Source organism: Pseudomonas sp. Z1-12 (genome assembly GCF_051132015.1).
GTDB classification, from domain to species: Bacteria; Pseudomonadota; Gammaproteobacteria; order Pseudomonadales; family Pseudomonadaceae; genus Aquipseudomonas; species Aquipseudomonas zanjanensis.
Map to the genome: position 1 here is coordinate 178,807 of NZ_CP071647.1, position 21,905 is coordinate 200,711.

The window sequence follows — 21,905 nt, forward strand, 5'->3', positions numbered from 1 at the left end:
TTCAGTGAACCCTGTTCTAAGCTCACAGTCGTATCGTCACTGGTACGTCCGTACAACGCAAAGGAGTCTGCATGGCTGGTCCCGGAATCAAATTGATTGTTGGCTTGGGCGTGTGTGCGTTGTTGGCGGGGTGTGGTGACAAGAAGCCCGAAGAAAAGGCCCTGCCACGGGTTTTCGTGCAGCAGGCCGTGCCCAGCGAATACGCGGCCTCGGTGACCCTGACCGGCGATGTCCAGGCGCGGGTGCAAGCCGATCTGTCGTTTCGTGTGGGCGGCAAGATCATCGAGCGCAAGGTGGATGTCGGCGACCGAGTCTCGGCCCGGCAAGTGCTGGCCCGGCTCGATCCTCGGGACCTGCAGACCAACGTCGACTCCGCCCAAGCCCAGGTGGCCGCCGAGCAGGCGCGGGTCAAGCAGAGTGCGGCGGCGTTCGTGCGCCAACAGAAGCTCCTGCCCAAGGGCTACACCAGCCAGAGCGAATACGACGCGGCCCAGGCCCAACTGCGCAGCAGCCAGAGTGCGCTGACCGCCGCCCAGGCCCAACTGGCCAACGCTCGCGAACAACTGAGCTACACCGCGCTGATTGCCGAAGCGCCGGGCATCATCACCGCGCGCCAGGCGGAAGTCGGCCAAGTGGTGCAGGCCACGGAGCCGATCTTCAGCCTGGCCCGGGACGGTGAACGCGACGCGGTGTTCAACATCTACGAATCACTGTTGAGCGAACCGCCATCGGACCCTTCGATCACCATCAGCCTGTTGGATAACCCCACCATCAAGACCACCGGCACCGTGCGCGAGATCACCCCGGCGGTGTCTGCCCAGACCGGCACCGTGCAGGTCAAGGTGACCCTCGATGCGTTGCCCGAAGGCATGCGCTTGGGGTCGGTGGTCAGCGCCACGGCCAAGTCCGCCGGCAAGACCGCCTTCGAGTTGCCTTGGTCGGCCCTGACCAAGAACCTCAGTGAGCCGGCCGTGTGGCTGGTGGACGGCGACGGCAAGGCGCAGTTGCAGACGGTGACGGTCGGCCGCTACCTGACCGGCAAGGTCATCATCAGCGCGGGCCTCAAGGGGGGAGAGAAAATCGTCACCGCCGGTGGGCAGTTGCTGCACCCCGGCGTACGCGTCGAGATTGCTGAAAACACTTATGAAAAATCCACACCGGGAGCCCAGCCATGAAGCATGTGTGGATGGTCGCGGCCGGCCTCTTGCTGGCGGCCTGCTCCAAGGAAGAAGCACCGCCCGAACCGGTACGCCCGGTGTTGTCCGTTGAAGTCCGGGCCCTCGACCAGCAGGCCCTCGGGCGTTTCGCCGGGAATATCCAGGCGCGTTACGAGAGCAACGTCGGTTTCCGCGTGCCCGGACGCATTGCCAGCCGCAACGTCGATGTTGGCGCCGAAGTGAAGAAGGGCGACCTGCTCGCCACGCTCGATCCCACCGACCAGCAGAACCAGCTCCGCGCCGCCCAGGGCGATCTGGCGCGGATCGAGGCGCAGTACATCAATGCCCAGGCCAATGCCCGTCGCCAGCAGCAATTGTTCGACCGTGGTGTCGGCGCCCAGGCGCAACTGGACGTCGCCCAGACCGACCTGAAAACCACCGGGGCGTCCCTCGAACAGGCCCGGGCTTCGGTGGAGCAGGCCCGCGACCAACTCAACTACAGCCAATTGCACGCGGACCACGACGCCGTCGTCACCGCCTGGAACGCCGAAGCCGGGCAGGTGGTCACCGCCGGCCAGCAAGTGGTGACCCTGGCCCGTCCGGACATCAAGGAAGCGGTGATTGACCTGCCGGCCGGGCTGGTCGAACGCTTGCCCACGGACGTGGTATTCGAGGTCGCCGCGCAATTGGACCCGAGCATCCACACCACCGCCATCGTCCGCGAGATCGAGCCCCAGGCCCAGAGCGCGACCCGCACCCGCCGCGCGCGCCTGACGCTGACCGACACACCGCCAGGTTTTCGCCTGGGCACGGCCATCAGCGTGACCCTGAGCTCGACCATCGAACCGCGCATCGAACTGCCGCTCAGCGCGTTGCAAGAAATCGACGGCAAGGCGCGCATCTGGCTGATCGACCCGCAAACGCAGACCGTCTCACCCCGTGAGGTACGGATTCTCGAGCGTTCGGCCAACTCGGTGCTGGTGGCCAACGGCATCAAGGCCGGCGACCGCGTGGTCAGTGCCGGAGTGCACAGTCTCCAGCCAGGACAGAAAGTGAAACTCGACGAGGACGTACGATGAAAGGGCCTTTCAACTTATCCGAATGGGCCCTGCGGCATCAGTCGTTCGTCTGGTACCTGATGTTCGTGGCGCTGTTGATGGGTGTGTTTTCGTACATGAACCTGGGTCGCGAGGAAGACCCGTCGTTCACCATCAAGACCATGATCATCCAGACCCGCTGGCCGGGCGCGACCCAGGAAGAAACCCTCAGGCAGGTCACCGACCGCATCGAGAAGAAACTCGAAGAGCTCGACTCCCTCGACTACGTCAAGAGCTACACCCGCCCGGGAGAGTCGACGGTGTTCGTGTACCTGCGCGATACCACCGGGGCCAAGGAAATCCCCGAGATCTGGTACCAGGTGCGCAAGAAGATCAACGACATTCGCGGCGACTTCCCCGAAGGCTTGCAAGGGCCTGGGTTCAATGATGAGTTCGGCGATGTCTACGGTTCGGTGTACGCCTTCACCGGCGACGGCCTGTCGATGCGCCAGTTGCGCGACTACGTGGAACAGGTGCGCGCCGAGATCCGCGAGGTACCGGGCCTGGGCAAGGTCGAGATGGTGGGCGAGCAGGACGAAGTGCTTTACCTGAACTTCTCCACGCGCAAACTCGCCGCCCTGGGGATCGACCAGCGCCAGGTGGTGCAGAGCCTGCAATCGCAGAATGCCGTGACCCCGGCCGGGGTGATCGATGCGGGACCGGAGCGGATTTCCGTACGTACGTCCGGGCAGTTCCAATCGGAAAAAGACCTGGCCAACGTCAACCTGCGACTCAATGACCGATTCTATCGACTGGCCGACATCGCCGACATCCGTCGCGGCTATGTCGACCCCGCCACACCGATGTTCCGTTTCAACGGTACGCCGGCCATCGGCCTTGCCATCGCGATGAAAAAGGGTGGCAACATCCAGGATTTCGGCAAGGCGCTGCACGCGCGCATGAACGAACTGACCGCCGACCTGCCGGTGGGCGTTGGCGTGCACACCGTGTCGGACCAGGCCGAAGTGGTGGAAGAAGCCGTCGGCGGCTTCACCAGTGCGTTGTTCGAGGCGGTGATCATCGTCCTGCTCGTCAGCTTCGTCAGCCTTGGCGTACGGGCCGGGCTGGTGGTGGCCTGTTCGATTCCGCTGGTGCTGGCGATGGTCTTCCTGTTCATGGAATACAGCGGCATCACCATGCAGCGGATTTCCCTCGGCGCGTTGATCATCGCCCTTGGCCTGCTGGTGGACGACGCGATGATCACCGTGGAGATGATGGTCACGCGCCTGGAAAAAGGCGACAGCAAGGAGCAGGCCGCGACCTTCGCCTACACCTCGACGGCGTTTCCCATGCTCACCGGGACCCTGGTGACCGTGGCCGGTTTCGTGCCCATCGGCTTGAACGCCAGCTCCGCCGGTGAATACACCTTCACCCTGTTCGCGGTCATCGCCGTGGCGATGCTGGTGTCATGGATCGTCGCGGTGCTGTTTGCCCCGGTGATCGGCGTACATATCCTCAGCGCTGACGTGAAACCCCACAGCGCCGAGCCGGGGCGGATCGGCCGGGCATTCAACGGCGGCCTGTTGTGGGCGATGCGCAATCGCTGGTGGGCCATCGGTATCACCGTGCTGCTGTTCGTGCTGGCGGTGTTTTGCATGCGTTTTGTGCAGAACCAGTTCTTCCCTTCCTCGGACCGGCCAGAAATCCTGGTGGACCTCAACCTGCCGCAAAACGCTTCGATGGACGAGACCCGCAAAGCCGTCGACCGCCTGGAGGCGACCCTCAAGGGCGACCCGGACATTGAGCGCTGGAGCACCTACATCGGCGAAGGCGCGATTCGTTTCTACCTGCCGCTGGACCAGCAGTTGCAGAACCCGTACTACGCGCAACTGGTGATCGTCAGCAAAGGCCTGGAGTCGCGCACGGCGCTGACCGAACGCCTGCAAAAGCGTCTGCGTGAGGATTTCGTCGGGATTGGCAGCTACGTCCAGGCCTTGGAAATGGGCCCGCCGGTGGGGCGGCCGATCCAGTACCGGGTCAGCGGCAAGGATATCGACCTGGTGCGCAAGCATGCGATCGAACTGGCCACCGAACTGGACAAGAACTCGCACATTGGCGAAATCATCTACGACTGGAACGAGCCGGGCAAAGTGCTGCGCATCGACATCGCCCAGGACAAGGCGCGGCAATTGGGCTTGTCGTCCGATGATGTGGCGAGGCTGATGAACAGCATCGTCAGCGGCTCGCCGGTGACCCAGGTCAACGATGATATCTACTTGATCAACGTGGTCGGCCGTGCCGAGGATGCCGAGCGCGGTTCGCCGGAAACCCTGCAGAACCTGCAGATCGTCACCCCGAGTGGCACCTCGATTCCGTTGCTGGCGTTTGCCACGGTGCGCTATGAATTGGAGCAGCCGCTGGTGTGGCGTCGTGACCGCAAGCCGACCATCACCATCAAGGCCGCGGTGCGCGACGAGATCCAGCCCACCGATCTGGTCAAGCAACTGCAACCGGACATCGACAAGTTCGCCGCCGGCCTGCCGGTGGGCTACAAGGTCGCCACGGGCGGTACGGTGGAGGAGAGCAGCAAGGCCCAGGGGCCGATCGCCAGCGTCGTGCCGCTGATGCTGTTTTTGATGGCGACTTTCCTGATGATCCAGTTGCACAGCGTGCAGAAACTGTTCCTGGTGGCGAGCGTCGCGCCCCTCGGGCTGATCGGCGTGGTGCTGGCGCTGGTGCCGACGGGCACGCCCATGGGCTTCGTGGCGATCCTCGGGATCCTCGCGCTGATCGGCATCATTATCCGTAATTCGGTGATCCTGGTGACTCAGATCGATGAATACGAGCGTGACGGCTACGAGCCCTGGGACGCGGTGGTGGAGGCCACCGAACACCGCCGCCGGCCGATCCTGCTCACGGCCGCCGCGGCGAGCCTGGGGATGATCCCGATTGCCCGGGAAGTGTTCTGGGGGCCGATGGCCTACGCGATGATCGGCGGGATCATCATCGCCACGTTGCTGACGCTGTTGTTCCTGCCGGCGCTGTATGTGGCCTGGTACAAGATCCGCGAGCCGAAGCGTGATTGACATGGCCGCCTTCGCTGCCCTCGCCACAGGGATACGTCGCAAACTTGAACTCTGGGTTGCTGGAACAGGCTTTGCAGCTGCTCCAGCAGCGCGCTGGCTGACATCCGCTATCGCGAGCAAGCTCGCTCCCACAGTGGTTCTCCGTTGGTCACAGAATATGTGTTCACTGTAGGTCCCTGTGGGAGCGAGCTTGCTCGCGATGAGGCCCTTCCAGTCCCCTCAGATCTTTATTTGCGCAACAACCGCAACCCATTGAACACCACCAGCAAACTCACCCCCATGTCGGCAAACACCGCCATCCACATGGTGGCGAACCCGGCGAAGGTGACCCCGAGAAAGATCGCCTTGATTACCAACGCCAGGACAATGTTCTGTTTCAGAATGCTCGACGTCTGCCGCGACAGGCGAATGAAGGCCGGGATCTTGCGCAGGTCATCGTCCATCAAGGCGACGTCAGCGGTCTCGATGGCCGTGTCGGTGCCGGCCGCCGCCATGGCGAAACCGATTTCCGAGCGGGCCAGGGCCGGGGCGTCGTTGATGCCGTCGCCCACCATGCCGACGCGGTGACCCTGGGCATACAGCGCTTCGATGGCTTGCAGCTTGTCTTCCGGCAACAGGTCGCCCCGCGCCTGATCCATGCCCACCTGTGCGGCAATCGCTTCGGCGGTGTGGGCGTTGTCGCCGGTGAGCATCAGGGTCTTGATGCCCAGTTCATGCAGTTGCCGGATGGCCTCGCGGCTGGAATCCTTCACGGTGTCGGCCACGGCAAACAGCGCCAAGGGACCTTTGGCGTCGAGCAGCAGCACCACCGACTTGCCTTGTTTTTCCAGGGCGAAGAGTTTTTCTTCCAGTTCGGGGGAGCACAGGCCGAGGTCTTCCACCAGGCGGTGGTTGCCCAAGTGATAGGTCCGGCCGTCGATGTCGCCGCGCACGCCGCGCCCGGCCAGCGCCACGAAGTTATCCACAGCCTGTTGCGCCACTTGCTTATCCACAGCCGCGTTGGCAATCGCCCGGGACACCGGGTGGTCGGAACGGGCGGCGAGGCTGGCGGCCAGGGCCGGGGCTGTGCTTTCCAGAGTAGGGTTCAGGGCCACATAGTCGGTTTGCACCGGTTTGCCGTGGGTGATCGTGCCGGTCTTGTCCAACGCCAGATAGTCGAGCTTGTAGCCGCCCTCCAGATAGACGCCACCCTTGACCAGGATGCCTTTGCGCGCCGCGGCGGCGAGGCCGCTGACGATGGTCACGGGGGTGGAAATCACCAGCGCGCAAGGGCAGGCGACCACCAGCAGCACCAGTGCCCGGTAGATCCAGTCGAACCACAAGGCGCCCATGAACAGCGGAGGAATGACCGCTACCGCCAGGGCCAGGGCAAACACCGCTGGGGTATAGATTGTCGAAAAGCGGTCGACGAAGCGTTGGGTCGGCGCCCGGGAGCCCTGTGCCTGTTCCACGGCGTGGATGATTCGCGCCAGGGTCGATTGATCGGCCGCCGCCGTCACCCGATATTCCAGTTCGCCAGCCTGGTTGATGGTGCCGGCGAACACTTTGTCACCGGCGATTTTTTCCACCGGCAGGCTTTCACCGGTAATCGGTGCCTGGTCGACGGTCGAGCGGCCGGCGACCACCTCACCGTCCAGGCCGACGCGTTCGCCGGGCCGCACCCGTACCCGCGCGCCGAGGGCAATGGCCTTGACCTCCTGAACCTGCCAGGTGCCATCGGCCTGCTGCACGGTGGCCTGTTCCGGGGCCATCTGCATCAGGCCGCTGATGGCGTTGCGCGCCCGGTCCAGGGATTTGGCTTCGATCAGTTCGGCCACGGTGAACAGGAACATCACCATTGCCGCTTCCGGCCATTGGCCAATCAGCACGGCGCCGGTCACGGCGATGCTCATCAGCGCGTTGATGTTCAGGTTGCGGTTCTTCAGGGCGATCCAGCCCTTCTTGTAGGTACCCAGGCCACCGCTGAGGATCGACACCAACGCCACCAGCGCGACCACCCAGTTTGGCGCGGCATTGGTGAAGTGGATCACCTCGGCGCCCAGGGCCGTCACGCCGGACAGCGCCAACGGCCACCAGGGCTTGGCCGGGGCGGGCAGGTCGTGGCTTTGCGGTTTCTCGCCCGCAATCAGCGGGTCGGCCTGCATGCCTAAGGATTCGATGGCCTTGATGATCGGCGCGTCGCTGGGCAGATCGTGGGTCACGCCCAAGACGCGGTTGATCAGGTTGAACTCCAGTCGCTGCACGCCTTCGAGTTTGCCGAGCTTGTTCTGGATCAGCGTCTGTTCGGTAGGGCAGTCCATGGCTTCGATGCGGAAACTGCTCAGCCGCGCGCCGTCCGTCGGCGTTTTGCCGAGATCGACCACCGCCGGCGCCGCTTTCGAGGCGCAGCAGGAATGCCCGTGGTCATGGCCGTGGTCGGGTTTGTGGATGTGAAGGGAATCGCTCATCGGGTGACGTCCGTGAAAAGTGCCTGTTGCGCAGTAAAGACCCTGTAGCCACTATAGGGTCAAGCACCTATTTGGGAGATCGCACCATGAAGATCGGAGAACTGGCGAAAATCACCGACTGCCAGGTCGAAACCATCCGCTACTACGAGCGCGAAGGCCTGCTGCCGGAACCGGCCCGCAGCGACGGCAATTACCGCGTCTACACCCAGGCCCACGCCGAACGGCTGACCTTCATCCGCAACTGCCGCACCCTGGACATGACCCTGGAAGAAATCCGCAGCCTCCTGGCCCTGCGCGACAGCCCCCAGGATCAATGTGAAAGCGTCAATGCGCTGATTGACGAACACATCCACCACGTCAAGGCCCGCATCGATGGCCTGCTGGCCTTGCAGGCGCAACTGATCGACCTGCGCCATCGCTGTGGTGAAGGGCCGGATCTGGATCAATGCGGGATCTTGCAGCGGTTGGAGGTGAGCGGGGCGGTGGCGCCGGAGGTGGAGCATTCACATGTGGGCAGGAGTCATGGGCATTGAACTGCTCTTGAAGCACATGGCGATCTAATGTGGGAGCGAGCTTGCTCGCGATAGCAACCTATCAGTCAACATTGATGTTGAATGTACTGGCCCTATCGCGAGCAAGCTCGCTCCCACAAGGGAGAGGCGGGGTGGCTCAGACCGCCATCGGCGCGGTCATCGGCGCGTGGTGCTGGTAGCCTTCGAGGGAGAAGTCGCTCGGTTCAACCAATTCCAGCCACTCAGGCTGGTACACGCCGGTCTTGGCAAACTCCGGCACGCGCTCGGAAATCACCAGCTTGGGCATCGGGAACGGCTCGCGGGTGAGCTGTTCGTTGAGCATGTCCAAGTGGTTTTCGTAGACGTGGGCGTCGCCGATGAAATAGGTGAACCAGCGCGGCGTATAGCCGGTCAGGCGGCCGATCAGGCTCAGCAGCGCGGCGCCTTCGGTGAGGTTGAACGGCGTGCCCAGGCCCAGGTCGTTGGAGCGGATGTAGAGGGTCAGGGAAATCTCCCTGGTCTCGACATTCGGGTGGAACTGGTAGAGCAGATGGCACGGCGGCAGGGCCATTTCATCGAGCTGGGCGCAGTTCCAGCCGTGGAACAGGATGCGCCGGCTGCCCGGGTCCTTGATGATGGTGTCGACGCACTGGCGAACCTGGTCGATGGCCTTGTACAGCACCACGTAGGCCTGGCCGTTTTCTTCGCCCTCGGCGATCTGCCGGTAACCCTGGGCCAGCGTCTGCTCGATGGCCGCCGGGTTGCTTACCGGGACCTGCTTATAGGCCGGCCACTTGCGCCACTGCACGCCGTAGATCTCGCCCAGGTCGTCTTCGCCCTGGCGGAACGGGTTGGCCAGCCACTGGGCATTTTCGTTGGCGTTCTGGTCCCAGACCTTGCAGCCCAGGGCACGGAACTCAGCGGCATTGTTCACGCCACGGAGAAAACCGCACATCTCGCCGATGGCCGATTTGAAGGCCATCTTGCGGGTGGTGATAGCGGGAAAGCCTTCCTTCAAGTCATAGCGCAGCATGGCGCCGGGGAAGCTGATGGTGTTCACACCGGTGCGGTTGGCTTGCTTGGTGCCGTGCTTGATGACGTGGGCCACCAGATCGAGATATTGCTTCATGGGTTACCTGTATCCTTGAACCCGGGGCCGACGCCCCGGGGTTCGAATTTAAACCTTGGCCGCCGCAGCCGGCGCGCGATGATAAGCCAGCCAGATCAGCGCCAGGCCACCGATGATCATCGGCAGGCACAGCACCTGGCCCATGGTCAGCCAGTTCCACGCCAGGTAGCCGAGCTGGGCATCCGGCACGCGGACGAATTCGACGATGAAACGGAAGATGCCATAGAACAGCGCGAACATGCCCGACACCGCCATGGTGGGGCGCGGCTTGCGCGAGAACAGCCAGAGGATCAGGAACAGTGCCACACCCTCGAGGGCGAACTGGTACAGCTGCGACGGGTGGCGCGGCAACTGCGCCGGGTCGCTGAACGGCGGGAAGATCATCGCCCAAGGCACGTCGGTCGGTTTGCCCCACAACTCGGCGTTGATGAAGTTGCCGATACGCCCGGCACCCAGGCCGATCGGCACCATCGGCGCGACGAAGTCCATCAGCTCGAAAAACGACTTGTTGTTGCGCTTGCCGAACCACAACGCCGCCAGCATCACACCAATGAACCCACCGTGGAACGACATGCCGCCTTTCCAGACTTCGAAGATCAGCGTCGGGTTGGCCAGGTAGGCACTCAGGTCGTAGAACAGCACGTAGCCCAGGCGTCCGCCGACGATCACGCCCATGGACAGCCAGAACACCAGGTCGGAGAGCTTTTCCTTGTTCCAGGTCGGGTCGAAGCGGTTGAGCCGGCGCGACGCCAGCCACCAGGCGCCGCCGATGCCGATCAGGTACATCAGGCCGTACCAGTGGATTTTCAGCGGGCCGATGGCCAGGGCTACCGGATCGATCTGCGGGTAAGGCAGCATTGATATTCCTCGTAAACGTCAAAAATACCCGGGCGACGCTGCCACCACGGGATTAAGCCAGGATTGCGTCAGAGCAGAAAACTCACCCCCACGCAGAATAGCAAGGCGGCGAACAAGCGCTTGAGCAAGCGTGGCGACAGGCGATGGGCCAGCCGCGCACCAAAGCGGGCAAAGACCATGCTGGTCAAGGCGATACCCAGCAGCGCCGGCAAATACACAAAACCGAGACTATGGGCCGGCAGCAACGGATCGTGCCAGCCCAGAATCATGAAACTTAATGCACTGACCAGGGCGATCGGCAAGCCGCAGGCCGATGACGTCGCCACCGCTTGTTGCATCGGCACGCTGCGCCAGGTCAGGAACGGTACGGTCAGCGAACCACCACCGATGCCGAAAATCGCCGAGGCCCAGCCGATCACCGTGCCGGCCACGGTCAGCCCAGCCTTGCCCGGTACGGTGCGGCTGGCCTTGGGCTTGAAGTCCAGGGCCAGTTGCACGGCAACGACCAAGGCGAACACGCCAATGATTTTTTGCAGGTGCGGGCCGGAAATCGCTTCGGCGGTGATCGCGCCGAAACCGGCACCGATCAGGATGCCGACGGTCATCCAGACGAATACCGGCCAGCGCACCGCGCCTTTGCGCTGATGTTCGCGCACGGCATTGATCGAGGTAAAGATAATCGACGCCAGGGAGGTGCCGACGGCCAGGTGCGTCAACACCTGCGGGTCGAAGCCCTGCAGGGTGAAACTGAATACCAGCACCGGGACGATGATGATCCCGCCCCCTACGCCAAACAACCCGGCCAGCACGCCGGCGCAGGCGCCGAGTAGCAGATAGAGCACAAATTCCACCAGACTCTCCCCGCCCATCCCCGAATTAAGAGCGGCATGGTAACGGATCGAGGGGCTTGGGCTCTACTGAAGGCGATGGATGCGTCAGTGATGTATGGGTAGAGTGGTGGGGATGCGACGAATAGCCTTTGTGGCGAGGGAGCTTGCTCCCGTTGGTGGGCGAAGCCCGCCCAACGAGGTTTTTGGGGCTACTTCGTAGCCCAGCGGGAGCAAGCTCCCTCGCCACAAAGGCGGTGTTCGGCTTTATTCTTTTAACGGATTGGCATTGTTAACAGGACAACCTGATGTGCCTGATCGTATTTGCCTGGCGCCCTGGCCACGCCCAGCCGCTGGTCGTGGCGGCCAACCGCGACGAGTTCTACGCCCGGCCGACCTTGCCCCTGGCCCAATGGCCTGACGCGCCCCATGTCCATGCAGGGCGCGACCTCGAAGCCGGCGGTACTTGGCTCGGCATCGGCGCCGAGGGCCGTTTTGCCGCGCTGACCAACATCCGCGACCCAGGCCAATTGCCGGCCTTCAAGTCCCGCGGTGAGCTGGTGGCGCGGTTCCTCACCGGGAATCTGTCGATTGCCGACTACCTGAGCGAAGTCGTGCCCCGTGCTGGCGAGTACGGTGGCTTCAACCTGCTGCTTGGCGATGGCGCCGAGCTCTGGCACTACAACGCCCGTGATACCCGGCCACAGCAGTTGGCCAAGGGCGTGTATGGCCTGTCGAACGCTGGGCTGAACACGCCATGGCCCAAGTTGCTCAAGGCCCGGTTGGCGCTGGAGGAGGTGCTGGACGATCCGCAGCCCCAGGCCTTGTTGGCGTTGCTGAACGATCCACAACCCGCGCCTGTGGCCGAACTGCCCGACACCGGCGTCGGGCTGGCGACCGAGGCATTGTTGTCGAGCGTGTTCATCGCCAGCCCGGCTTATGGGACGCGGGCGAGTACGGCGCTGATTGTCCATGCCAATGGGACGCGGCAGATGGTCGAGCGCAGTTTCGGGCCCCATGGGGGGCATTTGGGGGAAGTGGCGCTACACATTTGAATGAGAGTCACTTGTGGCGAGGGAGCTTGCTCCCGCTGGTGGGCGAAGCCCGCCCAAAAAAGCCTTGGGGCTACTTCGTAGCCCAGCGGGAGCAAGCTCCCTCGCCACAAATGCTCGCTGAACTGTCTAGAGGGTCTTGTTCGAAGCCGGATTGATCATCCGCGCCAACCCAAGGTTCTTCAGCGCCAGTTGCAAGGAGCTGTGGATCACTTGCGGGTTGTCGATGGTCATCACTTCCGCCAGCAGTTCCTGGGCCTTGCTGAGGTTGATCTGGCGCAGCATCCACTTCACTTTCGGCAGGTTGGTGGCGTTCATCGACAAACTGTCGAACCCCATCGCCATCAGCAGCACCGCGGCCGCCGGGTCGCCGGCCATTTCGCCGCAGATACTGACCGGCTTGCCTTCGGCATGGGCATCACGCACCACGTTCTGCAAGGCTTGCAGCACCGCCGGGTGCAGGTAGTCGTACAGGTCGGCGACCCGTGGGTTGTTACGGTCCACGGCCAGCAGGTATTGGGTCAGGTCGTTGGAGCCCACCGACAGGAAGTCCACCTGCCGCGCCAGTTCCTTGGTCTGGTACACCGCCGCCGGAATCTCGATCATCACGCCGACCGGCGGCATCGGCACGTCGGTGCCTTCGTCGCGGACTTCGCCCCAGGCCCGGTGGATCAGGTGCAGGGCTTCTTCCAGTTCATGGGTGCCGGAGATCATCGGCAACAGGATGCGCAGGTTGTTCAGGCCTTCGCTGGCCTTGAGCATGGCGCGGGCCTGGACCAGGAAGATTTCCGGGTGGTCGAGCGTCACGCGGATGCCGCGCCAGCCGAGGAACGGGTTGTCTTCCTTGATCGGGAAGTAGGACAGGGACTTGTCGCCGCCGATGTCCAGGCTGCGCATGGTCACCGGTTGTGGGTGAAACGCGGCCAGTTGTTCGCGGTAGATCGCCAGCTGTTCTTTTTCGCTGGGGAAGCGCTGGTTGATCATGAACGGCACTTCGGTGCGGTACAGCCCCACACCTTCGGCGCCACGCTTCTGCGCCCGTGCGACGTCGGCCAGCAGGCCGGTGTTGACCCACAATGGCATGCGGTGGCCATCGAGGGTAATGCACGGCAGGTCCCGCAGCGCATCCAGTCCCAGGGACAGTTGCTTTTCTTCCTCCACCACATCGGCGAACTGCTTGCGCAGCACGTCGCTGGGGTTGGTGTAGACCTCGCCGTGGTAGCCGTCGACGATCATCTGGATGCCGTCGACCTTGGAATACGGCAGGTCCACCAGGCCCATCACCGTCGGAATGCCCATCGCCCGGGCCAGGATCGCCACGTGGGAGTTGCCCGAACCCAGTACCGAGACCAGGCCCGCCAGCTTGCCTTCGGGTACTTCGCCGAGCATGGCCGGGGTCAGCTCTTCACTGACCAGGATGGTGTTGTCGGGGTAGACCAGGGTCTGCTGGCGCTCCTGCTGCAAGTACGCCAGCAAGCGACGGCCAAGGTCCTTGACGTCCGAGGCGCGTTCGCGCAGGTAGGCGTCGTCCATCAATTCGAAACGGTTGACGTGGTCAGTCACCACCTGGCGCAGCGCGCCCTGGGCCCATTGGCCGGTCTTGATGACGGTGGTCACTTCGCTGCCCAGGGAGGCATCGTCGAGCATCATCAGGTAAACGTCGAACAGTGCGCGTTCTTCGGGGCGCAACTGCGTCGCCAGCTTGGCCGACAGGGCCCGCATGTCGGCGCGCACGCCTTCGATGGCGGTCTTGAACAAGCCCAGCTCGGCATTGATGTCGGCGACGGTCTTGTCCGGCACCACGTCGAGGTCGGCGGGCGGCAACATGACCACCGCCGTGCCCACTGCCGCGCCCGGTGAACCCGGCACACCGACGAACTTCGCTTCCTGGATACCCTTGCCCTGGCGCCCCAGGCCGCTGATCGAGCCGGTGGCCTCGGCATGGGCGATAACCCCGGCCAGTTGCGCGCTCATGGTTACAAGGAAGGCTTCTTCACCTTCGTCGAACTGTCGGCGCTCTTTTTGCTGGATGACCAACACGCCGACGACGCGGCGGTGGTGGATGATCGGTGCGCCAAGGAACGAGGCGTAGCGTTCTTCGCCCGTTTCGGCAAAGTAGCGGTAGCGCGGGTGATCCGCGGCGTTTTCGAGGTTCAGGGGTTCTTCGCGCGTGCCGACCAGACCGACCAGGCCTTCATTGGGCGCCATGCTCACCTTGCCGATGGAGCGCTTGTTCAAGCCCTCGGTGGCCATCAGCACGAAACGATTGGTCTCGGGGTCCAGCAGGTAGACCGAGCAGACCTGGCTGCCCATGGCCTCTTTGACGCGCAATACAATAATCCCCAACGCCGCCTTGAGATCCTTGGCGGAGTTAACTTCCTGGACGATCTTGCGCAGCGTATTGAGCATGGCTCGGGGTCGAACTCCGTCGTCAGTCGCGCGTCAGCAGGCGCGGGGCAAGCTCTTTGAGGGCGCGTCGGTACACCTCGCGCTTGAATGTCACCACCTGGCCCAACGGATACCAATAGCTGACCCAGCGCCAGCCATCGAACTCCGGTTTACCGGTCAAATCCATCCGCACCCGCTGCTCGTTGGAGATCAGGCGCAGGAGAAACCATTTCTGCTTCTGGCCGATGCACAGCGGTTGGCTGTGCGTCCTGACCAGGCGTTGCGGCAAACGATAGCGCAACCAGCCTCGGGTGCAGGCGAGTATTTCGACATCTTCGCGCTCAAGCCCCACTTCTTCATTCAGCTCGCGGTACAAGGCCTCTTCCGGCGTCTCCTGGGGGTTGATCCCACCCTGGGGAAACTGCCAGGCGTCTTGATTGATACGGCGTGCCCATAGCACCTGCCCAGCATCATTCGTAAGAATGATCCCCACATTGGGACGGAAACCATCGGGATCGATCACGGCAACAACCTCGCAAACGCATGTCGCCGCATTGTTCCACAAAGGTTGTGAAAGCAGCAACGAGCGTCCCTAGCTTATGTGCACTCTTGTGAAAAGTCCGTATTCTGGACGCCTTTCTTTAGATTTTTCAGCGAGTAACTGCGATGCGGCTGGCTTTATTCGACTTGGACAACACATTGCTGGGCGGCGACAGCGACCACGCGTGGGGCGATTACCTGTGCGAGCGCGGTTTTCTGGACGCTGTCACCTATAAGGCACGCAACGACGCGTTCTACCAGGATTACCTGGCCGGCAAGCTCGACAATGCCGAGTACCTGAACTTTTGCCTGGAAATCCTCGGACGTACCGAAATGCACATCCTGGCCCAGTGGCACTTGGACTACATGCGCGACTGCATCGAGCCGATCGTGTTGCCCCAGGCCATCGAACTGCTGAAAAAGCACCGTGACGCCGGCGACAAGCTGGTCATCATCACCGCCACCAACCGCTTCGTTACCGCGCCAATTGCCGAGCGCCTGGGGGTTGAAACCCTGATTGCCACCGAGTGCGAGATGGTCGACGGGCGCTACAGCGGACGCAGCACCGACATCCCGTGTTTCCGCGAGGGCAAGGTGACCCGGTTGAACCGTTGGCTGGAAGAAACCGGGTACTCGCTCGACGATAGCTACTTTTATAGCGATTCGATGAACGATTTGCCGTTGCTGGAAGCGGTGACGCATCCGGTGGCGGTGGATCCGGATCCGAGTCTTCGGGCCGAGGCCGAGAAGCGGGGTTGGCCGGTGATTTCGTTGCGCGGCTGATATAGCTATCGCGAGCAAGCTCGCTCCCACAGGGGGAACAACCCAAATCCAGTGTGGGAGCGAGCTTGCTCGCGATAAAAGCGACGCGGTCCAAAGCCTTAAACTGGCTTGGCCCCCATCAACCCCGCAATGGCCACAAAGCAGACAACACTGAACAGTGCCAGGACAAAGGTAAACTTCCCATTGCCTCCCGGCGTCTTGCGCAATCTATTCAGCCGCACCAGCAGCCAGAACCCCGCCAGCGCCGCCAAGGTGTAGAGCACGCTGGAAGCCAGCAGCCAGGTCTGTCCCAGTGGCCAGCCGATTTGATGAACCATCCACCAGCCGGTGAATGGCAGGCTAGCCAGCGCCAGGATCATGACCAGCCAGATGAACAGTCGCGGACGTTGCAGCGTGCGCGCAGCCGCCGTGGCGTCGCCGTTGCGGCGCGTGCGCCAGACCCAGATGGCCAGCCCCAGGGCACCCGCCAGCAGTAATACAGTGGCGATGCCGTGGGCGATCTTCAGCGCGGTCAATGTTTCCATGGGTTCGATTTCCTTAAGTCTTGCTCACAGCCTAGCCCGGCTTTATCAACCCAGGAACAACTGATAGGCCGGGTTATCGCTTTCATCCCAGTACGGGTAGCCGATTTCTTCCAGGGCGGCCGGGACCAGGTGGCGTTCATCGTGGGGTACTTGGAGCCCCGCGACCACACGGCCATCCGCCGCGCCATGGTTGCGGTAGTGGAACATCGAGATGTTCCAGCGCCCACCCAGCTTGTTCAAGAAGTTGAACAGCGCCCCTGGACGTTCCGGGAATTCGAAGCGCAGCACCACTTCGTCAATGACATGGGCCGCATGCCCGCCGACCATGTGGCGAATGTGCAACTTGGCCAGTTCGTTGTCGGTCAGGTCCAGCACCGGGAAGCCTTGTTCGGTCAGGCTGGCGATCAGCGCGCTGCGCGGGTCGTTTTCCGGGTGGGTCTGCACGCCGACGAAGATGTGCGCTTCGCTGCCGGTGTTGTAGCGATAGTTGAATTCGGTGATCTGGCGCTTGCCAACGGCTTCGCAGAACGCCTTGAAGCTGCCCGGCTTCTCGGGGATGGTCACGGCGATGATCGCTTCGCGGCCCTCGCCCAGCTCGGCGCGCTCGGCGACATGGCGCAAGCGGTCGAAGTTGACGTTGGCGCCGGAGTCGATCGCCACCAGGGTCTGGCCGCTGACGTGCCGTGACTCGACGTATTTCTTGATCCCGGCCACGCCCAGTGCGCCGGCAGGTTCGGTGATCGAGCGAGTATCGTCGTAGATATCCTTGATAGCGGCGCAGATCTCGTCGGTGCTGACGGTGATGACTTCGTCCACGTGGTGCTTGCAGATATCAAAGGTGTGCTGGCCGATCTGTGCCACGGCAACGCCGTCGGCGAACAGCCCCACGGTCGGCAGCACCACGCGCTCGCCCGCGGCCATGGCCGCTTGCAGGCAGTTGGAGTCGTCCGGCTCGACGCCGATGATCTTGATGTCCGGGCGCAGGTATTTCACGTAGGCCGCGATCCCGGCGATCAGCCCGCCACCGCCCACCGGGACGAAGATCGCATCCAGGCGCCCAGGATGCTGGCGCAGGATTTCCATCGCCACGGTGCCCTGCCCGGCAATGGTGTGGGGATCGTCATACGGGTGGATGTAGACGTAGCCCTTTTCGTCGACCAGTTTCAGCGAATAGGCCAGGGCTTCGGGGAACGAGTCACCGTGCAAGACCACTTTGCCGCCACGGGAGCGCACGCCTTCGACCTTGATTTCCGGCGTGGTCTTGGGCATCACGATGGTGGCCTTGACCCCCAGCACCTTGGCCGCCAGGGCCAGGCCCTGGGCGTGGTTGCCCGCCGAAGCCGTGACCACGCCGCGTGCGCGTTCTTCGTCGCTGAGCTGGGTCAGCTTGTTGTAGGCCCCGCGAATCTTGAACGAGAACACCGGCTGCAAGTCTTCACGCTTGAGCAAGATGCTGTTGCCCAGCCGCTCGGAGAGCTGGCGAGCGGCCTGCAGCGGGGTTTCTACGGCAACGTCGTAAACGCGCGAGGTGAGGATCTTTTTGACGTACTGTTCAAGCATCGGAAAGCATCACTGAGCGGGTTGGGCAGGGCCAAGGAGTCTAACCCGGCTTTTGGCCGGGCGACCACACGATTAAGGCACTTTGAGCGCAGAAACCCCCGTGGCGAGGGAGTTTGCTCCCGCTGGGTCGCGCAGCGGCCCCCTTCGATATGCGGTAGACATCAATCACGACTGCTTCGCAGCCGAGCGGGAGCAAGCTCCCTCGCCACACGGGCTCGGTGCCAATCAGGCAATGACCAGGGCCCTTTCGGCGCCTATAATGCCGGCCTTTCGTTCTCTCTCGGCACCTTCGGAGCCCGCATGACCCAGGATCAACTCAAACAGGCCGTGGCCCAGGCCGCCGTCGACCTCATCCTCCCGAAACTGGATGACAAGAGCGTCGTCGGGGTCGGCACCGGCTCCACGGCCAATTGCTTCATCGACGCGCTGGCGCAACACAAGGGTGCGTTCGATGGTGCAGTCGCCAGCTCCGAAGCGACCGCTGCGCGCCTCAAGGGCCACGGGATCCCGGTGTACGAGCTCAATACCGTCAGCGACTTGGAGTTCTACATCGACGGTGCCGATGAAAGCGACGCGCACCTGAACCTGATCAAGGGCGGCGGCGCGGCCCTGACCCGCGAGAAGATCGTCGCGGCGGTGGCCAAGACCTTCATCTGCATCGCCGACGCCAGCAAACTGGTGCCGGTACTCGGCGGGTTCCCATTGCCGGTGGAAGTTATCCCCATGGCCCGTAGCCATGTGGCCCGCCAACTGGTGAAACTGGGCGGCGACCCGGTGTATCGCGAAGGCGTGCTGACCGATAACGGCAACATCATCCTGGATGTGCACAACCTGCAGATCACTAACCCGGTGGAACTGGAAAGCCAGATCAACGCCATCGTCGGCGTGGTCACCAACGGTCTGTTCGCTGCTCGCCCGGCGGATGTGCTGTTGCTGGGGACTGCTGATGGGGTGAAGACCCTGCGGGCTGAATAACCCCGGGTTGACTCAACACCGACCCCTGTGGGAGCGAGCTTGCTCGCGATAACGGTCTATCCGACACATCAATGTTGGCTGACCCACTGCCATCGCGAGCAAGCTCGCTCCCACATCAGGTTTCCCACATTTGGTTTGTGGTGCGTCAAGGCTGCGGCTTCTTGAACACATAAAACAGGTTCGGCTCGCTCACCAGGTACAGGTTGCCATCGTCGTCCATGGCCAGGCCTTCGGCCTGGGGTACGGTTTGTTGCAGCCCCTGGCGGCCCTTGCTCAATGAGAGCGTGCTCAACGGCCGGCCGTCGATATCCAACTCGATAATCAACCGCGACTCATCGGACAGCGCCAGCAAATGGCCGCTGCGTTCATCGTATTGCAGGCTTGAAAGGTCGCGTACGAACAGCCCGGCATCGCGCTTGGGGTTGTTGATCACATGGACCGCGTAGGATTTTTCCGGATTGTGATGGGGAAACCCATGCACTTCATAGATCAGCATCGGGTCGCGTTCCTTTGCCACGAACAGGCGCTTGCCCACCGAATCGTAGGCCAATCCTTCGAACCCCTTGTTGCTCCTCATGTGCACGCCGAGGGTGATCTGCTCGGCGTCGGCGGCGTCGAGGAATTGGGTGTTGTCTTCCAAGTGAATCTTGATCAGCCGTTGCTGGCGCTCGTCAGTGATGACGTAGGTGTCTTCGCTGATGAACTCCACCGCCTCCGGGTCGCCAAAGCCGATCAGGGCGATGCGCCGCAGAATCTTGCCATCCAGCGACAGCTCGATCAGCTCGGCGTTTTTATTGGTGACAGTGAAAAGGCTCTTGCGGACCGGATCGAACGTCAGCGCGGAAACGTCATCGTCCAGGCCTTCGATCACCCGCGCCTCGACGGTGACCCGGTATTGATCCAGGGCAATGGCCTGTTCGCTGGCATTTTTCCAGAGCGTATTCAGGTTGAACCAGGCGCGTTCGAACAGGCGCAGGTGCTGGCCGACGACGATCAGGCTGATCAGCACCAGCGTCAGCAGTATCAGGATCAAGGGTTTGGGGTGGGCGAGTCGACGCATGTTGGGGTGGGCTCGGATAAGAACAGTTGGGTGGAAATACCACGGCTGCCTGAACTGAAACTTAATGGCTGCGTGCCACACCCTACAACGAAGGAGGACTTATCCTACAGAGTTAGTTGTCAGCGCTGTTTTTCGAAACGATAGAACAGGTTCGGCTCGCTGACCATGTACAGGTTACCGGCCTCATCGATGGTGACACCTTCGGCACGAGGAATCGTGTCTTTCAGGCCGTTGAAGCCGCCCAGCAAGGTCATGAAGCTGACCTGCTCGCCTTCTTCGTCCAGCTCCAGCAATAGATGGGAGTCGGCTGACAGCACCAGCATGTGACCGGTGCGGGGGTCTACGGCCAATGCTGAAAGGTTGCGCAGGTCCAGTTCGTTGCTGACATGGATCTGCTTATCGCCCTTGAGCAACTGGCTACCGTCACTTTTCCAGGTGAACAGCGCAGGTGGGCGCTCTTCGCCGAGGACCAGTTGCTGATTTTTCGGGTCCCAGACGATGGCTTCGAATCCCTTGTTCTGATTCTTCGACGTGCCCAGGTCATAGCGAGGAAAATCATTGATGTTCAGCGCGCGGGTGTCGGCATCGACCTGAACGATCGACAACAGGTGCTTTCGTTCATCGGTAATGGCCAGCAGACCGTTTTCCATAAACGCCACGCCTTCCGGATTGCCCCAGCCCACCAATGGCATCTTGCGCAATACATCGCCTTGCAGGGTCAGTTCCACCAGGAATGGGTTCTTGCCCATGACTGCGAACAGGGTCTTGGTCTGCGAGTTATAGGTCACATCGGACGCTTCGTCCTTCTCCATGCCCGGTAGCGGCTTGGCGTCGATCACGGCGCGATAGTCTGGCAACCAGATGCTTTCCTGACGCTGGGCCGGGCTCTGGAGGTGTTCCGACAGCCACAGCAGGCCGCGGTCGTCCCAATGCATCGCAAACGCCAAGCCATAGGCTGCAGCCACCGCCAGCAGCGACCAGGCATACCAGGGCAGGGCGAAGCGAGAGCGACGGGCAGGCTTGGCGGCAGGCAGTGTTTGGGTTTTGGCCATCGGGGAATGCGTTCCAGAAAGTTCGGCTAAGGGAGTGGCTGGCTCAGATGCCGCATTCCTCGGAATTATCCGGATGGCATGTGAAAAAAACGGTAAATGATCGGATACGCACCCTCTATACCCTGTGGGAGCGAGCTTGCTCGCGATAGCGGCGTGTCAGCCAACATTGATGTGTTGGATAGATCGCTATCGCGAGCAAGCTCGCTCCCACAAGGGGCATAGGTGTAGCTGTTAGCGAACGCTACTTTCGAAGCGGCTCGCCCCTGGCAGTTCCAGGATCAGTTCATCGCCCGCATTCAGCGGCCCCACGCCCGCCGGGGTGCCGGTGAGGATCACGTCGCCGGCCTGCAGCGAGAAACAACCGGCCATGTATTGGATCATCGGCACGATGGGGTTGAGCATCAGGCTGCTGTTGCCGTCCTGGCGCACTTCACCGTTGATGGTCAGGCGCACGGGAATGTCGGTCAGGTCGGCAAACGTATCCTTCGAGACAAATGGCGCGATCACTGCCGCGCCGTCGAAGGACTTGGCGACTTCCCACGGCAGGCCCTTGGCCTTGAGCTCGGCCTGTTTGTCCCGCAGGGTCAGGTCCAGGGCCGGGGCGAAGCCGGAGATCGCGTCCAGCACCTCTTCAACGCTGGGCTTGGTGGACAGCGGCTTGCCGATCAACACGGCGATTTCCGCCTCGTAGTGCACCGAGCCACGGTCGGCGGGAATGCTGAAACCGCCTTCCAGCGGCACCACGCAGCTGCCCGGCTTGATGAACAACAAGGGTTCGGTGGGCACCGGGTTATCCAGTTCCTTGGCATGTTCGGCGTAGTTGCGGCCAATGCACACCACTTTCCCTAACGGGAAATGAATACGTGTACCGTCGACATACTGGTGCTGATAGCTCATTTACCGACTCCTGCTCTGGGG

General features: G+C 62.4%; 18 protein-coding genes. 7 read left to right on the forward strand and 11 right to left on the reverse strand.

What is annotated here, in order from left to right:
- Positions 1-71 precede the first annotated feature (71 nt).
- Genes J3P85_RS00770 through J3P85_RS00780 form a run of 3 tightly spaced genes read left to right on the forward strand, consistent with a single transcriptional unit; the run spans position 72 to position 5,280 of the window.
- Positions 72-1,175: an efflux RND transporter periplasmic adaptor subunit gene (locus tag J3P85_RS00770; RefSeq protein WP_434704556.1), complete on the forward strand. Its 1,104-nt coding sequence runs from the start codon at positions 72-74 to the stop codon at positions 1,173-1,175.
- On the forward strand, positions 1,172-2,236 hold the full coding sequence (locus J3P85_RS00775; protein WP_434704557.1) for an efflux RND transporter periplasmic adaptor subunit: 1,065 nt from the start codon (positions 1,172-1,174) through the stop codon (positions 2,234-2,236). The genes J3P85_RS00770 and J3P85_RS00775 overlap by 4 nt, the downstream gene beginning before the upstream one ends.
- The gene (locus tag J3P85_RS00780; RefSeq protein ID WP_434704558.1) at positions 2,233-5,280 is read left to right on the forward strand and encodes an efflux RND transporter permease subunit; all 3,048 of its coding nucleotides are present in this window, start codon (positions 2,233-2,235) and stop codon (positions 5,278-5,280) included. The genes J3P85_RS00775 and J3P85_RS00780 overlap by 4 nt, the downstream gene beginning before the upstream one ends.
- Before the next feature lie 227 nt (positions 5,281-5,507).
- On the opposite strand, the gene J3P85_RS00785 is transcribed toward J3P85_RS00780, so the two are convergent.
- Complete coding sequence (locus tag J3P85_RS00785; RefSeq protein WP_434704560.1) at positions 5,508-7,727, reverse strand: heavy metal translocating P-type ATPase; 2,220 nt, start codon at positions 7,725-7,727, stop codon at positions 5,508-5,510.
- Between the two features lie 86 nt (positions 7,728-7,813).
- On the opposite strand from J3P85_RS00785, the gene cadR reads away from it, so the two are divergent.
- Positions 7,814-8,260 carry a Cd(II)/Pb(II)-responsive transcriptional regulator gene (gene cadR / locus J3P85_RS00790; RefSeq protein WP_186730349.1) on the forward strand — a complete coding sequence of 149 codons (447 nt, stop codon included), beginning with the start codon at positions 7,814-7,816 and terminating at the stop codon, positions 8,258-8,260.
- Positions 8,261-8,396: 136 nt separating this feature from the next.
- On the opposite strand, the gene J3P85_RS00795 is transcribed toward cadR, so the two are convergent.
- From J3P85_RS00795 to J3P85_RS00805, 3 genes are all read right to left on the reverse strand, one after another.
- A complete protein-coding gene (locus J3P85_RS00795) occupies positions 8,397-9,368 on the reverse strand; it encodes a thymidylate synthase (RefSeq protein WP_434704561.1) in 972 nt (323 codons plus the stop codon).
- 48 nt (positions 9,369-9,416) lie between these two features.
- Positions 9,417-10,226: a prolipoprotein diacylglyceryl transferase gene (gene lgt, locus J3P85_RS00800; protein WP_053117240.1), complete on the reverse strand. Its 810-nt coding sequence runs from the start codon at positions 10,224-10,226 to the stop codon at positions 9,417-9,419.
- Between the two features lie 68 nt (positions 10,227-10,294).
- Positions 10,295-11,077 carry a sulfite exporter TauE/SafE family protein gene (locus J3P85_RS00805; RefSeq protein ID WP_434704562.1) on the reverse strand — a complete coding sequence of 261 codons (783 nt, stop codon included), beginning with the start codon at positions 11,075-11,077 and terminating at the stop codon, positions 10,295-10,297.
- A gap of 284 nt (positions 11,078-11,361) precedes the next feature.
- Here J3P85_RS00805 and J3P85_RS00810 point away from each other — a divergent pair, with 284 nt between their 5' ends.
- The gene (locus J3P85_RS00810) at positions 11,362-12,108 is read left to right on the forward strand and encodes an NRDE family protein (RefSeq protein WP_434704563.1); all 747 of its coding nucleotides are present in this window, start codon (positions 11,362-11,364) and stop codon (positions 12,106-12,108) included.
- Positions 12,109-12,234: 126 nt separating this feature from the next.
- Here the strand turns inward: J3P85_RS00810 and ptsP are convergent, their stop codons facing one another.
- Complete coding sequence (gene ptsP / locus J3P85_RS00815; RefSeq protein ID WP_186707334.1) at positions 12,235-14,514, reverse strand: phosphoenolpyruvate--protein phosphotransferase; 2,280 nt, start codon at positions 14,512-14,514, stop codon at positions 12,235-12,237.
- 22 nt (positions 14,515-14,536) lie between these two features.
- Positions 14,537-15,016: an RNA pyrophosphohydrolase gene (locus J3P85_RS00820; protein ID WP_003186867.1), complete on the reverse strand. Its 480-nt coding sequence runs from the start codon at positions 15,014-15,016 to the stop codon at positions 14,537-14,539.
- A 143-nt stretch (positions 15,017-15,159) separates the two neighbouring features.
- Here J3P85_RS00820 and J3P85_RS00825 point away from each other — a divergent pair, with 143 nt between their 5' ends.
- A complete protein-coding gene (locus J3P85_RS00825) occupies positions 15,160-15,816 on the forward strand; it encodes an HAD family hydrolase (protein WP_434704566.1) in 657 nt (218 codons plus the stop codon).
- Between the two features lie 98 nt (positions 15,817-15,914).
- Here J3P85_RS00825 and J3P85_RS00830 read toward each other — a convergent pair whose 3' ends face one another.
- Both J3P85_RS00830 and ilvA read right to left on the reverse strand, forming a co-directional pair.
- The gene (locus tag J3P85_RS00830) at positions 15,915-16,340 is read right to left on the reverse strand and encodes a DUF2269 family protein (RefSeq protein ID WP_434704567.1); all 426 of its coding nucleotides are present in this window, start codon (positions 16,338-16,340) and stop codon (positions 15,915-15,917) included.
- Between the two features lie 45 nt (positions 16,341-16,385).
- Entirely contained in the window at positions 16,386-17,900 is a 1,515-nt protein-coding gene (ilvA, locus tag J3P85_RS00835; RefSeq protein ID WP_434704568.1) for a threonine ammonia-lyase, biosynthetic, read from the reverse strand.
- A 300-nt stretch (positions 17,901-18,200) separates the two neighbouring features.
- Here ilvA and rpiA point away from each other — a divergent pair, with 300 nt between their 5' ends.
- Positions 18,201-18,875 carry a ribose-5-phosphate isomerase RpiA gene (rpiA, locus tag J3P85_RS00840; RefSeq protein WP_434704569.1) on the forward strand — a complete coding sequence of 225 codons (675 nt, stop codon included), beginning with the start codon at positions 18,201-18,203 and terminating at the stop codon, positions 18,873-18,875.
- A gap of 145 nt (positions 18,876-19,020) precedes the next feature.
- Here the strand turns inward: rpiA and J3P85_RS00845 are convergent, their stop codons facing one another.
- From J3P85_RS00845 to J3P85_RS00855, 3 genes are all read right to left on the reverse strand, one after another.
- Complete coding sequence (locus J3P85_RS00845) at positions 19,021-19,935, reverse strand: SdiA-regulated domain-containing protein (protein ID WP_434704570.1); 915 nt, start codon at positions 19,933-19,935, stop codon at positions 19,021-19,023.
- A 119-nt stretch (positions 19,936-20,054) separates the two neighbouring features.
- Complete coding sequence (locus tag J3P85_RS00850; protein WP_434704571.1) at positions 20,055-20,987, reverse strand: SdiA-regulated domain-containing protein; 933 nt, start codon at positions 20,985-20,987, stop codon at positions 20,055-20,057.
- A gap of 231 nt (positions 20,988-21,218) precedes the next feature.
- Positions 21,219-21,884, reverse strand: coding sequence for a fumarylacetoacetate hydrolase family protein (locus J3P85_RS00855; protein WP_434704572.1), 666 nt, complete (start codon positions 21,882-21,884; stop codon positions 21,219-21,221).
- Positions 21,885-21,905: the final 21 nt, after the last annotated feature.

What these genes read in the sequence shown, in the direction of transcription:
- J3P85_RS00810 (WP_434704563.1), top strand. Translation starts at nt 11,362, where the DNA reads ATGTGCCTGATCGTATTTGCCTGGCGCCCTGGCCACGCCCAGCCGCTG.
- J3P85_RS00775 (WP_434704557.1), top strand. Translation starts at nt 1,172, where the DNA reads ATGAAGCATGTGTGGATGGTCGCGGCCGGCCTCTTGCTGGCGGCCTGC.
- J3P85_RS00830 (WP_434704567.1), bottom strand. Translation starts at nt 16,340, where the DNA reads ATGGAAACATTGACCGCGCTGAAGATCGCCCACGGCATCGCCACTGTA.
- J3P85_RS00785 (WP_434704560.1), bottom strand. Translation starts at nt 7,727, where the DNA reads ATGAGCGATTCCCTTCACATCCACAAACCCGACCACGGCCATGACCAC.
- J3P85_RS00795 (WP_434704561.1), bottom strand. Translation starts at nt 9,368, where the DNA reads ATGAAGCAATATCTCGATCTGGTGGCCCACGTCATCAAGCACGGCACC.
- ilvA (WP_434704568.1), bottom strand. Translation starts at nt 17,900, where the DNA reads ATGCTTGAACAGTACGTCAAAAAGATCCTCACCTCGCGCGTTTACGAC.
- ptsP (WP_186707334.1), bottom strand. Translation starts at nt 14,514, where the DNA reads ATGCTCAATACGCTGCGCAAGATCGTCCAGGAAGTTAACTCCGCCAAG.
- lgt (WP_053117240.1), bottom strand. Translation starts at nt 10,226, where the DNA reads ATGCTGCCTTACCCGCAGATCGATCCGGTAGCCCTGGCCATCGGCCCG.
- J3P85_RS00825 (WP_434704566.1), top strand. Translation starts at nt 15,160, where the DNA reads ATGCGGCTGGCTTTATTCGACTTGGACAACACATTGCTGGGCGGCGAC.
- J3P85_RS00845 (WP_434704570.1), bottom strand. Translation starts at nt 19,935, where the DNA reads ATGCGTCGACTCGCCCACCCCAAACCCTTGATCCTGATACTGCTGACG.
- J3P85_RS00855 (WP_434704572.1), bottom strand. Translation starts at nt 21,884, where the DNA reads ATGAGCTATCAGCACCAGTATGTCGACGGTACACGTATTCATTTCCCG.
- J3P85_RS00850 (WP_434704571.1), bottom strand. Translation starts at nt 20,987, where the DNA reads ATGGCCAAAACCCAAACACTGCCTGCCGCCAAGCCTGCCCGTCGCTCT.
- cadR (WP_186730349.1), top strand. Translation starts at nt 7,814, where the DNA reads ATGAAGATCGGAGAACTGGCGAAAATCACCGACTGCCAGGTCGAAACC.
- rpiA (WP_434704569.1), top strand. Translation starts at nt 18,201, where the DNA reads ATGACCCAGGATCAACTCAAACAGGCCGTGGCCCAGGCCGCCGTCGAC.
- J3P85_RS00770 (WP_434704556.1), top strand. Translation starts at nt 72, where the DNA reads ATGGCTGGTCCCGGAATCAAATTGATTGTTGGCTTGGGCGTGTGTGCG.
- J3P85_RS00780 (WP_434704558.1), top strand. Translation starts at nt 2,233, where the DNA reads ATGAAAGGGCCTTTCAACTTATCCGAATGGGCCCTGCGGCATCAGTCG.